At 55.1% G+C, this 14,406-nt stretch carries 15 protein-coding genes; 14 read left to right on the forward strand and 1 reads right to left on the reverse strand.

The features are described 5' to 3' along the window. The first annotated feature begins 545 nt into the window (after window positions 1-545). The 14 genes from P186_RS07870 (at window position 546) to P186_RS07935 (ending at window position 14,023) form a co-directional block, all read left to right on the forward strand. A complete protein-coding gene (locus P186_RS07870) occupies window positions 546-1,208 on the forward strand; it encodes a hypothetical protein (protein ID WP_148682859.1) in 663 nt (220 codons plus the stop codon). A 55-nt stretch (window positions 1,209-1,263) separates the two neighbouring features. Further along, the gene (gene ccsA, locus P186_RS07875; RefSeq protein ID WP_014288924.1) at window positions 1,264-2,202 is read left to right on the forward strand and encodes a cytochrome c biogenesis protein CcsA; all 939 of its coding nucleotides are present in this window, start codon (window positions 1,264-1,266) and stop codon (window positions 2,200-2,202) included. Further along, a complete protein-coding gene (locus tag P186_RS07880; protein ID WP_014288925.1) occupies window positions 2,199-2,573 on the forward strand; it encodes a hypothetical protein in 375 nt (124 codons plus the stop codon). The genes ccsA and P186_RS07880 overlap by 4 nt, the downstream gene beginning before the upstream one ends. Window positions 2,574-2,642: 69 nt before the next feature. Then, entirely contained in the window at window positions 2,643-3,254 is a 612-nt protein-coding gene (locus P186_RS07885; protein ID WP_237179373.1) for an ATP-binding cassette domain-containing protein, read from the forward strand. Beyond that, window positions 3,238-3,783 carry a hypothetical protein gene (locus P186_RS07890; RefSeq protein ID WP_014288927.1) on the forward strand — a complete coding sequence of 182 codons (546 nt, stop codon included), beginning with the start codon at window positions 3,238-3,240 and terminating at the stop codon, window positions 3,781-3,783. Before P186_RS07885 ends, P186_RS07890 begins: the two co-directional genes overlap by 17 nt. Continuing rightward, entirely contained in the window at window positions 3,780-4,913 is a 1,134-nt protein-coding gene (locus tag P186_RS07895) for a cytochrome c biogenesis protein CcdA (protein ID WP_014288928.1), read from the forward strand. The genes P186_RS07890 and P186_RS07895 overlap by 4 nt, the downstream gene beginning before the upstream one ends. Further along, window positions 4,910-6,064 carry a glutamyl-tRNA reductase gene (locus P186_RS07900; protein WP_014288929.1) on the forward strand — a complete coding sequence of 385 codons (1,155 nt, stop codon included), beginning with the start codon at window positions 4,910-4,912 and terminating at the stop codon, window positions 6,062-6,064. The genes P186_RS07895 and P186_RS07900 overlap by 4 nt, the downstream gene beginning before the upstream one ends. Then, window positions 6,065-6,640: a hypothetical protein gene (locus P186_RS07905; RefSeq protein ID WP_014288930.1), complete on the forward strand. Its 576-nt coding sequence runs from the start codon at window positions 6,065-6,067 to the stop codon at window positions 6,638-6,640. A gap of 31 nt (window positions 6,641-6,671) precedes the next feature. Further along, a complete protein-coding gene (locus P186_RS07910; RefSeq protein ID WP_014288931.1) occupies window positions 6,672-7,109 on the forward strand; it encodes a hypothetical protein in 438 nt (145 codons plus the stop codon). Window positions 7,110-7,191: 82 nt separating this feature from the next. Further along, window positions 7,192-10,368: a molybdopterin-containing oxidoreductase family protein gene (locus P186_RS07915; protein WP_148682860.1), complete on the forward strand. Its 3,177-nt coding sequence runs from the start codon at window positions 7,192-7,194 to the stop codon at window positions 10,366-10,368. Beyond that, the gene (locus P186_RS07920) at window positions 10,365-11,051 is read left to right on the forward strand and encodes a 4Fe-4S dicluster domain-containing protein (protein ID WP_148682861.1); all 687 of its coding nucleotides are present in this window, start codon (window positions 10,365-10,367) and stop codon (window positions 11,049-11,051) included. The genes P186_RS07915 and P186_RS07920 overlap by 4 nt, the downstream gene beginning before the upstream one ends. After that, on the forward strand, window positions 11,048-12,217 hold the full coding sequence (gene nrfD, locus P186_RS07925; protein ID WP_237179374.1) for an NrfD/PsrC family molybdoenzyme membrane anchor subunit: 1,170 nt from the start codon (window positions 11,048-11,050) through the stop codon (window positions 12,215-12,217). Before P186_RS07920 ends, nrfD begins: the two co-directional genes overlap by 4 nt. Window positions 12,218-12,434: 217 nt before the next feature. Next, window positions 12,435-13,595, forward strand: a complete 1,161-nt coding sequence (locus P186_RS07930) for an NAD(P)/FAD-dependent oxidoreductase (protein WP_148682862.1) — start codon at window positions 12,435-12,437, stop codon at window positions 13,593-13,595. After that, the gene (locus P186_RS07935; RefSeq protein ID WP_014288936.1) at window positions 13,592-14,023 is read left to right on the forward strand and encodes a helical membrane plugin domain-containing protein; all 432 of its coding nucleotides are present in this window, start codon (window positions 13,592-13,594) and stop codon (window positions 14,021-14,023) included. Before P186_RS07930 ends, P186_RS07935 begins: the two co-directional genes overlap by 4 nt. 89 nt (window positions 14,024-14,112) lie before the next feature. On the opposite strand, the gene P186_RS07940 is transcribed toward P186_RS07935, so the two are convergent. Beyond that, window positions 14,113-14,340 (reverse strand): AbrB/MazE/SpoVT family DNA-binding domain-containing protein, encoded by a 228-nt coding sequence (locus P186_RS07940; RefSeq protein WP_014288937.1) that lies wholly within the window; start codon window positions 14,338-14,340, stop codon window positions 14,113-14,115. Window positions 14,341-14,406 lie beyond the last annotated feature (66 nt).

A 14,406-nucleotide genomic window follows, 5' to 3' on the forward strand; every position in this document is an offset into this window, starting at 1 on the left:
AATCATTTCCCAGTGTTGCGAAATTTTGTGCATGCCATGCCGTAATACACTTTAAGCAGGGTGATGTGAGTCTTTTTATCAAAGTGTTTTACCCAACAACATCACCTCCTTACGTGACGCCGTCGCCAAACTTTAGAGATACGGAGATCGACTATGCTAACTGTCCTCGGGATTGTCCCCCTAATCTACGGCAACTTTGGTATGCTTTAAATAGTAGCGGCTGGATACAAAACGCCCCCGCCTCACGTATCCTCGTAGTAGGGCTCTGGGATTGGTATGTAAGAGATATAATAAAGCCGCTTCCCGGGGATTCTATAGCCAGGAATGTGCCCGGGATTGATCCCTCTTTTGTGGGGCGGTACGGCTCTGTTGCTAATAGTAGCTGGGTTGTGTGTTTTAACTGCCACTTCGTCTACACGGCGCCTCAAGGCGTAACTGTTGGCGGGCCGCGGACACTTTTCGTGCAACACCCCGACACATGCCAGCCTTGCCACGGCGTCCCCACAAACCAAACTACTACAATAACCACCCCAAGTGGGGGAGCTGTGTCTAGGACTATTTGGGCGCATAACATTTTGGGGTATAGAGTCAACGGAGCAGACGCGGTGTGGAGTAACTGCGGCGTCTGCCACTCGGCGATTTCAAATGTAGTGGCTCAGTCTGTCCACAGCGGGGTGGGTTGCAAATGCCACGCCGTTGTCCACATCGGCTACAACTACAGCGGGACGTGGCTTGCCGGCGTGTATACCTACGTCGGCACTGGAACTGGGTGGGAGACCGTGCCGTCTATTGCGAGGACTGTACGGGTATATACGCAGTTAAACATTTCGGCAACCTCCGCCTTATACGCTCTGCTGTCAAACGTCTGGAGGGCGGCTGGCCCTGGCCGGGACGTGGAGGTGGGCCTCTGGGACGCCTACTTAAAAGACTACATATCGACTCTCCCGGTAGGCGTGGGGCCTCAGAGGGTCTGGGCCGCGTGTTTCAACTGCCACTTTGTGAATATAGACCCCAGCAAGGTATCTGATCCTCATAGAATTGGCTGGAGCTTTGGCGTCAGTCCCTGGGATTTGAATAAAGACACAGGTTCTATTGAGCCTGGTGCTGAGCCTAGGAAGACCTCGGAGGTTGTAATGCCCCCGGCTGGGGTTTTGGCGGCGTTGGCGTTGCTGGTCGGTGGGTTGTTTTACCTTAGGCGTAGGGTGTAGTAGCAATGTACATTTCGTATAATAAGTTTTATATCTTGATTTCAGAAGTAGTTGCGTGACTGGGTGGAGATTCCTGTTGTATATTCTCATCGCGGCGGATGTCCTGTCTGCGATCTACCTCGTGGGGTGGGGGCCTTTTCCGCTGATTATTTCAGAACTGGGCGCACCCACGGCGTATTTAAACGTGTATGTCCACGTGCCTGCGGCTATTCTGCTGTACATAGTTGCTGTCGTAGCCCTCGCCTTCGCAGTGTGGGGCGCCGTGAAGAGGCCCTCCGAGAGGATTGTAAAGTGGATGGACTTCTCGGCGTATACAGTGGCGTTGCTGGGCTGGTACGCATTTATAAGCGGCACGATATGGGCCGCCGAAAGCTGGGGCTCCCCCCTCGCCCTCGACCCTAGGCAGATGTCTATACTTGTCCTAGCACTGGTATTCTCTATATACCCGGCGATTAGGAGGGGTGTCGAGGATCCCGACAGAAGCGTCAAGCTGGGCCAGGCGTTTATCGCGGCGGGGTTTGTCCTAGCTGTGGTGTCTCTCCTAGCGCCCGTCCTCGCGCAGGCCTACCACCCCAAGCCTGGGACGACGCTCGCCGGATCCATGGGGATGTACATGGGCTTACGCATCCTCCTCCTCATAGCTCTTTTCTTCTCAGTAATGTTTCTAGGCTCTGCCCGCCACGTCGCATGGATCTACGTAGTGGGCGTCTTGATTTCGCTGGCGCTGCTCTACCCCTGGCTTTTTTACAGCCCTGTCAGAGTTGTGAATGTTACGGCCACCTCCATTATCTTGGAAAATGGCAGGTCTGTGCCGGTGCCGCCTGGCGAGGTTCTCAGCCCCGTGGAGGTGGGCGGAGTCCCCACGTTGCCTAAGAACTACGTTGCTGTGATCGGGGGGAGGGTTGAGCTGGTGAGGCATTTTAGTGCGTTTGTAAATTCTGCGCTTTACTTCATTTTCATGGCTTTACTCCTCAAGCTGAGGGAGAGGCTATGAAGAGGTGGGTGTTGGCCGGGGTCTTAATTGCCGTGTTTCTGGCGGCCGGCATAGCCTCGCTTTATATAGGCACGCCGAGGGACGTGTCTGATCTCGAACGCTTCTCGGGTGGAAAAGTGCGGGTTTCTGGTAAACTTGTGACGTATGGCAAGTCTGGGGACTACCTCTACCTAATCCTCGAGGGGAGGGACGGCTTTAGAATCACGGCGGTTGTGCCGTATGTAGAGGTGTTGAAGGTGGCTGGCCCCTCCTTCCAGTTCAGCGACGAGGTTGTGGTTGAGGGCTTCTACAACCCCAGTACAAGGGTGTTGAACATAACCACCATTCTAAAGGGTTGCCACTCTGCCTACTATGCGCCGGTTAAGAGCTGAGTTGTTAAACATTAGATTTTATGTACATGTTTTATAGAAATCTTTTTATCGAGATTGGTATTTGAAAATGTGTATACTTATAAGTATATATCCGAGTGGGGGGATGTGATTGAGGCTGTTGACGTGTGGAAGCGCCTAGGCGGGGGCTGGGTGTTGAGGGGGCTGACTCTTAGAGTTAACAGCGTTGTGACGCTTGTCGGGCCTAATGGCTCTGGCAAGACGACTCTAGTCAGGATAATCGCCGGCGTTTTGGAGCCCACCAGGGGGGAGGTTTATGTAGACGGGAGGAGGCCTAAGGTGCCGGCTAGTTTGCTGGGCGTGGTTTTCCACAACCCGATGCTGTATCCAGAGCTCACAGTGAGGGAGAATTTAAAGCTGTTTGGAAAGATGGCTGGTGGGAGACTGGAGGGGTGCCCCCTGGGAGTTTGTAAAGTGCTTAACAAACCTGTGAAGGCGCTGTCATTTGGCTGGAGGAGGCGTGTGGACATCGTGAGGGCTCTCCTGCCGGATCCGCCTAATTTAGTAATCGACGAGCCCACCACAGGCCTAGACGAGGAGGCGAGGGGGGAGCTTCTTGACATCCTGAGGCAGAGAAGCGCGGCGTTGCTCACATCTCCATTCCCACTGGGCGTAGGCGTGCAGGTGGGCATCGAGGAGGTTCAGTATGTGGGAGGTAGTTAAGGCAGATTTCAAGGCGGCGTCCCGTAGGCTGGAGGAGCTTGTCTTTATTGCAGTTGCCGGAGTGGCGGCCGGGGTGCTGGGGTCCTTCGCAGGCGGTGCCTCTGTTTACCTCGTCGCGCTTTTAATGTCTCAAATCGCTGCGTATCTCTACGTCATTAGGGATTGGGACCGAGGAGTGTTGGAGGGCCTCATCTACTACATAGGCCACGTCGGCGTCTACGTCTCTAAGCTCGTGGTCACCTCGACGGTGGCTCTTGCATCGACAGCTCTCGCCTGTCTATTTATCAACATCTCCTATCTCCCATCCGCCGCGGTGGGGGCGTTGTTGCTATCTGCCACCAGCTCGCTGGCCGCGTTGTTTGCCGTATATGGCGGCCTCCCGCCTCCTGCGGCGACTGCCATGTCGCTTGTGCTGGCGCTTCCGCTGGTTGTTAGAGTTGTAGAGGGTGGGTTTGTGGTTTCTCTCGCAATGGTCGCAGTGGTTGTGGGTATGGGTGTGATAGTTTCGGCGTTGCTTGACAAGGTATGAGACTCCTCTTCATATTCTTGCTTGTCGTAGCTGTTGTTTCTGCCAGCTATGTGGAGAAGGGCGCTTTAGTGTTCCAAGTGATAGACTCCCCCAAGGCGGTGGAGGGTAGGTTTTTGTTGTATTTCTACCAGCCGCTGTGTGAGGAGTGTAGGGTGCTTGAGGCAGAGGTGTTTTCCGACAGAGCTGTGGCCGCCGCGCTTTCGGGATATCAGCTGTACGCTATAGATATCTCTAGGTCTCGGGTGGATTACATAGACGTCTATATAGATGGGCAGGTTGTGTACGTCGACCACGGCGTGGTGAAGTACTTCGTAACGAGGGGTGAGAGGAGGTTTCTAATCCCCGGCACGCCCACCGTGGTGATCGGCGTAAGGGAGGGGGACGTGATTAAGATGCTGGGCTTCTGGACCGGCGCAGACATGCCTCCCGGAGTGAAGCTTAAAGACGCCTTTATACAGTTTTTAAAAGAGGCCTCGGCAGAGAGAGGCGCAGAGGCCCGAGGTGGATCTGATTTCTATATCTGGCCTCTAGTCTTTACTTTTTTGATGGGCGTGGCCAGCGTATTCTCTCCATGTGTCCTGCCTGTCTTAGGCGTCGCGGCGGTTTCCCACTTCGCCCGGCGCAGTGTAGGTAAGGTGCTCTCTGGTTTAGTTGTTGCCTACGCCGTTTTCGGCGTCTTGGTGGCCGCCCTGGGCGAGGTGGCGTCATCTGCGAAGTTTCTGGTTACAGCTATAGGAGGGGTGGTACTCCTGGGGATGGGGCTGGTGTTGCTTGTAGATAGGTTGAATATTAAATACGCCGTGGCTATGTCCCGGCTTCAGACATCGGCGTTTAAAAAACTCGGCGGCGCGGGGGATTTCCTCCTCGGCTTATCTCTCGGCGGCGTCTGGATGCCGTGTATCCTGCCGTATACAAGCTTCGCCACTGTGCTGGCCCTATCATCACTCGCCGGCAACTTCGCGTTGTTGTTTCTATCGCTTCTGCTCTACGGCGTGGGCCTCGCCGCCGCCAGCTACATGGTAATTAAGGGTCTCTTCAGACGCGTGGCCGGGGGGAGGAGGCTGGAGAGGGCGGTGGGGATCGCCGCGATGTTGCTCGGCGTTTATATGCTGGCGGCTGTGTTGATATGAATTTTGTAGACCGCCTTGTCGCGCTTTCACTTACGCATAAAGAGGTAGATGTAAATACCTTGTCGGAGGTGGCGCGGGGAGTTCACAAGAGGTGCGTGGAGGCTCCCTATCCAATTTTTGTCCTCCACACCTGTAACAGAGTAGAGGCGTATCTATATGACGTGCCAAGGGAGTTTATAAGCTTCATAAAAGAGGGCTACGCGCCGTACATAGGCAGACTAGTTGAATACAGGGGGCTGGACGCCGCTAGACACCTCTTTCGCGTAGCCGCCGGACTGGAGTCTATGCTAATCGGCGAGACGGATGTTCTAGGCCAGGTTGAGGAGGCGTTTGATAGACAGGTAAAGGCTGGCTACACCCGCGGCCTTCTTAAGACAGTGGTGGAGAGAGCTATAAGAGTGGGGAAGCGCGTCAGAACTGAGACCGGCATATCCAGAGGGCCACGTAGTCTTGGAACTCTGGCGATTATGTATGTACAGAAGAAGCTTGACCTCTCCACTGCGAAGATATGCGTCATTGGTCTAGGCGCGGTTGGCCGTGGATTAGTCAGGAGCTTGAGAGAAATGGGGGCGGGGGATGTGGTGGCGGTAAACCGTACTGTGGATAAAGGAGCGGATCTGGGCGTGGTGGTGTGGGCGTTGACTGAGGAGTCTGTGGAGAGATGTCTCAAGGAGTTTGACGTGGTCTTCACCGCCGTTTCTGCTTTTGAGCCGGTGATTAAGCAGTTGCCGCAGGGGGCCAGGGTAAGTTTGATAGTTGATTTAGGGATGCCTCGAAACACCGCGCCGGGGGTCCCCAACGTGGTGACTTTAGAAGATTTGAGATCTCTCGCCGAGGAGTACAACAAGAGCCGCGTTGCAGAGGTGGAGAAGGCGGAGAGGATTGTGGAAGAGGAGGTGCAGTCGCTTGAGCTGTTTCTAAGGAGGCGTTGGGTCGAGGAGAGGTGGGCTGGGCTACTGTCCTACTGGGTTAAGATCGCCGAGGATGAGGGCGAGAGGGCCGGCGGGGGGCTTGCGAAGACCGCCGCCCTAAGCGCAGTCAAGAAGAGCATTCTCCCACTTATCAACTACACGAAGTACATGGCGCTTGAAAAACCTGAAGAGGCTGACAGACTTATTTCAATTCTTGAAAAGGCGTATAAAATTAAATAGATGAGGAGGCGTATAAGGCCTATGTCTAGATCTACAGTGCCTGTGGAGGGAGACGTAGCTAAGGAGCTGTCAACGGTGGCCAAGTCTCAGGGTTTTTCCGTGTTGAGGCTGGCCTCGGATTCCCTTAGGCTGGCCCTCGAGCTTTTGAAACGCGGAATCACCCCAACCAGAGCTATAGAGATGTGGAAGCTGACTGAGAAAATCGCGGCGTTCGACGCGGTGCCCGTCCCCCTCTCCTACCTAGAGCTGGTAGCTAAGAAGTGGGGGGTTTGCGAAGATCCTGAGGTAGAGGCCTTCCTTAGGGAGATAGGAGCTAAGTTTGGCAAAACCGTTGCGGGGGAGTTCAGGAGCTTCGGCGAGTTTATGTCTGTGGCTACCCAGTTTCTCTCAATGTTGCCGGTGGCTAGGCTCTCCCTCAGCCGGGGCGGCAACACGTGGCGTATTGTCTTCACCTCGGCGGGGTCCTTTTCTGTGAAGTGCCTGGGCTACTTCGCCGAGGAGGCTGTAAAGCAGTTTGGGTGTGTGGTGAAGATTTCCTACGGTGACTCTACGATCACCGCAGAGGTTACGTGTTGACAACTTTTATATCTGCTGTACAGTTCTGTACATGGTTAACAAATATGCAAGACTTGCAGTAGATAGGTCTCTAGCTGATACTTTTTCACAAAAGGTACGGAAAATGGGACGCAAGCCATCTGACGTAATATCCGCAGTTTTGAAAGCCGTCATAGACGCCGTTGACCACGGCGTCGACCCCATAGATATGATTCACATATGTCGAATAGCAAGATCGGTGGGAATAGGGAAGGGGGGCTACGAGGTTGGGCTGAACGCCGGCGCTCTGCTCAAGGCGTACTACACCCCGCAGGAGTTTCTAGAAGTCTTAACGAGGGTGGGGCCCCAGGCGATGGGCGTCTACAGAATTGCCCCCGGAGTTTTTAGGATTAACGATCCCCAGCTCCGGGAGACTGTGCGGGGGTTGCTGACCGGCATGGGGTGTAGATGCGAAGAGAGTCAAGAAATCCTCAAGGTTGTCTGCGACTGAAGGTACACAGGTTATAAATCTTGTACACAGCTTGATCAAGTTTTATAACAAGAGTTAAATGCATAAAAAGTCGTGTAGACACATGTCTATCTCTAGAAGAGATGCAATTAAGGCCGGGGTCACAATAGGTATTGTTGCAGGCGCCTCTGGCCTTTTGCTTAAGGCTACTATTAGCGAGGTGCCTAAGGCCGGCGTCTCCACGACGTCTATCCCCTCTATCTGTGGTATGTGTATGGCGCAATGCGCAATCTACATCGACGTAGTGGACGGCAAGCCGGTGAGGATAAGGCCCAATACCAACGCCCCAACCAGCGCCTTGGGGATATGTCCCCGGGGCGTCTCCGGCACCTTCAACGCCTGGCTTAACCCAGACGCGGTGAAGAAGCCCATGGCGAGGAGGGCGCTTGTGGATTGGGTACAGGGCAGGATCAGCTGGGAGGAGGCAAAGAGGCAGCTGTCTCAGTCGAGGGGGAGGTACGACGACATGGTTGAGGTGGACTGGAACACCGCAATTGAGATAATCGCCAGGAAGCTAAAGGAGCTGGCAGACGGCGGCGAGCGTCGCGCCTTCACCTTCCTCTTCGGCGCGTGGGGCCCCACGGCATCTATGAGAGCCGGTGTGCCCGTCTCACGCTTCGCCGACGCCTACGGAGGCGGCATGATAACCTTCGACAACCCCTACTGCACCTACCCCCGCTACCTGGGCCACTGGCTGACATGGGGCCACGGCCACCAAGCCCACACCGTCTGCGTCGACTACTCCGAGGCGGAGGCTGTCCTCGTAGTTAGGAGAAACGTGATCGGGGCGGGGGTGGTGACTGAGACGTGGCGCTTCATGGAGGCGGTGAGGAGGGGGGCGAAGCTGGTGGTACTCAGCCCCGTCTTCGACGAGACGGCCAGCTACGCCACGGTGTGGCTACCTGTCAAGCCCGGGACAGACCTGGCGGTGTTGCTGGCCTTCATTAAATACGTCCTCGACAACGGCTACTACGTCGAGCAGTATCTGGCCAGGTTTACCAACGCGCCGTTTCTCATAAAGGAAGACGGGTTGCCCCTCCTAGCCTCGGAGGTGGCATGGGATAGGTACGGCCTGCCTGAGCCCAAGGAGTTTGCCTACGTCGTGTGGGACACAGCCGCCGGCGCCCCCGCCCCCGACAACGCGGCCAAGAGGCCTGCCCTCTTTGGGCAGTACGAGGTTCAGCTGAAGGACGGCGGCGTTGCGAAGGCGAGGACTGCGTTGACAATACTAAAGGAGTGGGTAGACGCCAACCTCTCAGCCCTCGCCAAGAAGCACGGGGTCGGCGACTACATGGAGGCCGCGGCGAGGGAGGCTGATGTAAACGTCGACGACCTCAGAAGGGCGGCGGAGATCGTGGCGAGGTACAGAGCCGTCGTCCCCATCGGGTGGCACGACCCCCGCTACAGCAACTCGCCGCAGACGTGGCGCGCCGTCGGCATCTTAATGGCCCTTCTGGGCCGCATCCAGCAACCGGGGGGCGTCTTCCTCTTGACGCACCTAGTCATGCCGTATGCGGATATCTACACCAAGGTGCTGAAGTACACCAAGAAGGACCTCCCCTACAAGACAATCCGAGGCCTCACCTTCGGCGAGTACGTACCTGCCTACCTCCCCGCTATCTACGTGATTCCAATCGCCCCGCCTCTGCCCGGTCCCTCTGACAGAGGCGCCCCGCCGGTGCCTGCGCTGGTGGAGGAGTGGGCGGTGGAGGCGGAGAAGAGGGGCTACCTCTACCCCTACGACACGGTGCAGGCGCTGTACGAGAGCGTTGTCCACGGGAAGCCGTTTAAGACAAAGGTTGTGTTTATCATCGGCTCTAACCCTATTCCGCAGATCGGCAACAGCAGACTCGTCGAAGCGATATTCAGAGAGCTGGATTTAGTAATTGTGCACGACATACAGTTTAACGACACAACCGCGTTCGCCGATATGATACTCCCCGATCTTCCATACCCAGAGCGCATGGACCTGGCCCTGCCCGGGCCCTTCTCCCCGTTCCCAGCAATATCGGTGAGGTTCCCGTGGTACTACGAGGAGTATATGAAGAGGCTTGAGCTGGGCGGGAAGCCGGGGGAGCTGGACAAGCTGTTTAGGTCGAGGGACGGCCGCACGATATTTGAGGTCCTGCTGATGGTGGCTCGGAGGCTTCAGCAGATGGGGGTCAAGGCTAGAGACGGCACCGACTGGTCTCAGAACATGCCCGTGGGCATGATTACGGAGGACGGCATCTTCCCGATACCCAACCTAAAGATGTTTATCAACGCCACTTTTAGACGTATTAGGATTGTGGACGAAAACGGCCAGGTGAGGGCTCCCACGGTGGACGACTTGTACAAGATGGGGGGCTACATGGTGCTGGTCCCCACCGGCCGCGTCGAGACTGTGGTAGACGAGCGGTGGAGCCAAGCCCTCGGCAAGGAGGTGAAGGTGAAGGTCCACGTGTTCAGGCCGGTGCAGTACAGCGTAGATAAGGAACAGTTGCTCTGGAGGCAGATACACTACAACTCTCCCTTGACGCAGGGCCTCGCGCCGCTTCCCACGCCGAGCGGCAAGGTGGAGATCTACAGCATAAATCTGGCCTACGACGTGAAGAGGGTATTCGGAAAACCAGCAACTTCAATTGACCCCTCTGACCTGGAGGGCGCCAGGAGCGGCGTGGATCCCCTCTTCTCTCCTGTGCCGCTGTACGCCGGGATGGCTAGGCCGGACTACATGTGGGCCGCCGGCCCGCCGACGCCGGACGTGGAGATCAACGGCCTCGCGTCTCCCGACCCGCCGAGGAGGCTTCTGCTCGTATACCGCCACGGCCCCTACACCCACACCCACAGCGCCACGCAGAACAACCTACTCCTCAACACGCTGACGCCGGACGAGTTGTTGACTGCGTGGATTCACCCGGACACCGCGGCGAAGCTGGGGGTTAAGGACGGCGACGTGGTTGAGCTCAAGCCCGCGGCCCCCAAGGTGTTGGAGCAGTTGAAGGCCGTGGGCGCCGCCGAGGTGCCGACGGCTAGGTTCAGGGTGAGGGTAACGAAGATGGTGAGGCCGGATGTGATAGCCATCTACCACTACTGGCTGGTGCCCCGGGGCAGGCTGAGGGTGAAGGCGGCGAAGCTGGCGGGGTTGAGGTCTGGCTACAGCGACGACAACTACCTAGGACCCATGCTGGCGGGGAAGCTCGGCACGCCGGGGGCCATGGGCAATACAGTAGTAGAAGTGAGTAAGGTGGAGAGGCTATGAGGCCGGTATTTGTCATTGATCTCAATAAGTGCGTCGGTTGCCGCGCGTGCGTAGCCGCTTGTGTGCAGGAGCACGGCCAGGTGTTCACCGCCGCACGGACTGCAGACATCGGCAGGCCTCAGACTGTTTGGCTGAGGACGTGGGTGGAGTGGAGGGAGAGGGAGGATCCCACGCCGTCTAGGAAGTTTATACCATATCTATGTTACCACTGTGAGAACTCGCCCTGTGTCACGGCGTGTCCAACCGGCGCCTCTTACAAGACCAAGGAGGGAATTGTGTTGATAGACAAAGATCTGTGTATCGGTTGCCGCTACTGCGTCGTGGCTTGTCCATACGGCATGAGATACGGGCCGCTGGTTAAAACCGCTGAAAAAGCTATGGAGGAGCCGCTAGTGAGGGAGGCGGCCGAGGGGGCTAAATACGGCGGGGTGATATTCAAACCGCCTGTACCTAATAAATGGGCCTTTAGAGCGGACGCCGTTGATAAGTGTACCTTCTGTTACCACAGATATAAGGGAGATGGCAAGATATGGACGCCTGCATGTGTAGAGGTATGTCCTACAAAGTCTCGGATGGTAGGCGATTTAGACGACCCCAGCGACGAGGTGGCTGACTTGGTGCGTAGGGGCGTAGCTAAGCCGGCTAATAAATGGGGAGGGTTGGTATACTACGTGGGGCTATGAGCAGGGATATGAGGTGGGGTCTGGCGGGCCTCGCGGTGGTTTTAATCGCGGCGGGAGCTGTGCTGATCTGGCAGGGTAGTGAACATAGACATGCCGAGGTCATCCCCTGGGGCCTACTGGTGCCTGGATATGTCTTCTTCGCTTTAATGGCCACAGGTTCGAGTATTGTAAATTCGATTTACACAGTATTTGGGTATAAGGGACCTAACGGAGAGTATGAGAAAATCATTAAGTTGGGCGTGTTCTTCTCACTGGTTACAATCATCCCGGCGTGGATAATGATATTAATGGACTTGTCAAAAGGACCGCTTGCCGCGATGAATATGTTTATCCATACCAAGGAGGGCTTCTCGCTCTTCTTCCAGCCTCGTTCAGCAATTGCATGGATGGCCTTACTATACATGATATTTGCACTCACCCTACTAATTGAGTTGATATATTTCATACGTAGCGAGGTAAGTGAAAAATTAAGAAAAGTGAAATCCCTTGAGCTCGCCATTGCCCTAGCTGTATTAACCGCCACAGTACTAGTCCACAGCAACCTAGGCCAGGTGTTTGGGAACGTCATGGCTATACCTGCGTGGTACGGGCCGCACATGGCTGTTTACTTCATTATCAGCGCCATAATAATAGGAGCCGCTGGCCAAGCTTTATTCCTATTGCCATTTACACAGAGCTTAGGTGTACGGGAGTTTACCACGTGGTACTATTCTAGGATATTAATGATCTCTCTACCAATTTTAGCATTTATAAAGGGGTGGATGGTGATTAACTCGTATTACAGCCCAGCCTCTTGGGAAGCGTACAGAGAAGTAGTATCCACGCCTAACTTCTATGTATTTGAAGTAATTCTGCTACTAGTCTTGCCGTTTATAGCGGCTACGGTGGCCTACTACAGAAAGAATACTGCCCTGCTCATCCTAGCCGCGTTGTCGCTCGTGGTGGCGGGGTTTGTGGATAAATACGACTTGATAATTCACCCACAGATAGCCTTCATCCATAGCTATCTTGGAAAGGTTGGCCATGTCCACTACGCACCTGCTGAGTTTGAAATTATGATTTCTACCGGAGCGGTGTTGGTGTACATAGCATTGCTAATACTCGGCGTATTGCTTTTACCTCTAAAGCCAGGCGAGAAACCTAAAACTTTATATATTTTTAAGTAAACTACCTCCAAAACTAAATAAAAATTATATTTTTGTATATATAGAACAGTATTTTAAATTTTATTAGTAGTATGACTTATTAAAAGCCTTTAAGGAAAGTCTTCATATCTCACAAGAAGTGTAGAAGAGGTTGTTTTTCCGAACTCTGTTCTTTTTTCTGTATACAACTATGTACGGGATTTTACCAATACTTAAATATACCAATAAAACGCGCTTTATGCCCAAAAAACTGCTGGTTCTGGGCGGCGGCACCGGCGGCTTGGTGATTTCTAAAGAGGTTAGGGAGTTGTTTAAGCCGGAGGAGGTGGAGATCACGGTGGTTGATATGAAGGACAGGACCGAGTTCCGCCCCTCGTATCTATACGTGGCGTTTGGCTACAGAAAGCCGGAGCAGATAAGCGTGCCGCTGGAGTACCTAAAGCGCCGTGGTATAAACTTCGTAAAGGCGAGGGTTACTAAGATAGACGCCGCGAATAGAAAGGTGTCGACAACCGCGGGTGACTTCACCTATGACATCCTCGTCGTTGCGCTTGGGGCGGAGACTGTGGACACGGGCTTCCCCCATACATGGGAGCTGGAGCCCTCGCTTAAGGTGGCCGAGGCGCTGAGCAACGTAAAACAGGGCCACGTTGTCATCGGAGTCTACTCACTGCCTTATAGATGCCCACCGGCGCCGATTGAGCTGGCGATGTTGACACACTTCTACTACCTCACCAGGGGGCTGAGGGACAAGGTGAAGATCACGGTGGTGCACCCCCTGAAGCGGCCCTTCGAGAACTTCGGCCCCATGGCGGCTAAGTGGATGTCTGGCTTCCTACAGCAGCTGGGCATTGAGTACATTGGGGTGGGACAGGGGCAGGCAATTAAGAGTCTTGGGAAGAACGAGCTGGAGACCACAACTGGCGAGAGGGTGAAGTTCGACGCGGCGTTTATTGTGCCGCCGCACAAGGCGCCCGACCCCGTGCTGGGGAGCGATCTGGTCAAGAACGGCTGGGCCGCGCCGAGGAGTCCGCCAAACGGCGATTTTAGAAGCGAGAAGTACGACGACGTGTACGTCGTCGGCGACGTCGCGGCGCCGAACGTCCCCGTGGGGATGGCAGGGACAATTCTACACAGCTACGCGCCGTGGGTTGTGAGCAACATCGCGGCCGACCTCGCCGGCGTTTCCATCGGTAAGCCACCGTTTAGGATCGTGGGGACCTGCGCGCTCGACGTGGGGGCATACGGCATGGCCGCCGCCTGCGACTTCACGCAGTTTGTCAAGAAGCAGAAGCCCTACCCAGACTGCATGTTCCTCCCGCCGTCGCCCGTCACCAGAATCTTCAAAGAGATGTTTGAAAAGGTCTACTTCAACTGGCTTCTGGGGGTGGTGCCATGAGCGAGGTTGTTACAATACCCAAGGCCGACTACCAGCGCCTGCTCGCCGAGGTTGAGGCGCTGAGGAAAGAGGTGGAGGAGCTCAGCTCCCTGTTGCTACCGGTGAAGATCGTGCTGGAGAAGCTACCGCACTTAATGGCCGACATACAGGTCTTCAAAGTGGCGGCCCCGCTGATCTCCATGCTGTCCATCATGGACGCCGCCGACGTAAACGCCATGGGCGCCGCGATGCAGGGCGGCGTGACGTGTACAAGCAAGGCGCTGAGACAAATAGCCGAAAACGGCGCCCCCAAGGTGGGCCTCATGGGCCTCCTCAACGCCATGCGCGATCCAGAGGTGCAGAAGGCAATGGGCATAATGCTGACAATACTAAAGGCAATGGGTAGCTGCATGGAGGAGAACCTAAAACAAGTCAGCGAAAAAGCCTAACCTAGCACCAAGCCGACCTAACCCCCCAAACCTGGTTTCTTGCATGTCTTTCTGAGCCGTCAAAAGACTCTAATACCAATGCCTCTGTGTCAACTAACAGCTTCATCTAGCGCCTTCTCCACACCTCTTTCCAACTCCTTGACGTTGACAGTACGGCCGATCTTGAAGGTAATTCTGCGCCTCCTCGCTGGGACTAGCACTAGCCTGTCCCCCTCCATGTATATCATAACCACGTCGCCAATCTTAATACCTAGCTTTTTCCTATACTCTGCAGGTATGGTAATTTGATAGTTACGTGTCACCTTGACGGTGGCCATAGTAAAAGGTACATAGTAGATTAAAAGGCTTACTACTATGACGTGCGCCCTGCCGCCTTGGCACGG

This window comes from Pyrobaculum ferrireducens (genome assembly GCF_000234805.1).
In the GTDB taxonomy this organism is placed as follows: Archaea; Thermoproteota; Thermoprotei; order Thermoproteales; family Thermoproteaceae; genus Pyrobaculum; species Pyrobaculum ferrireducens.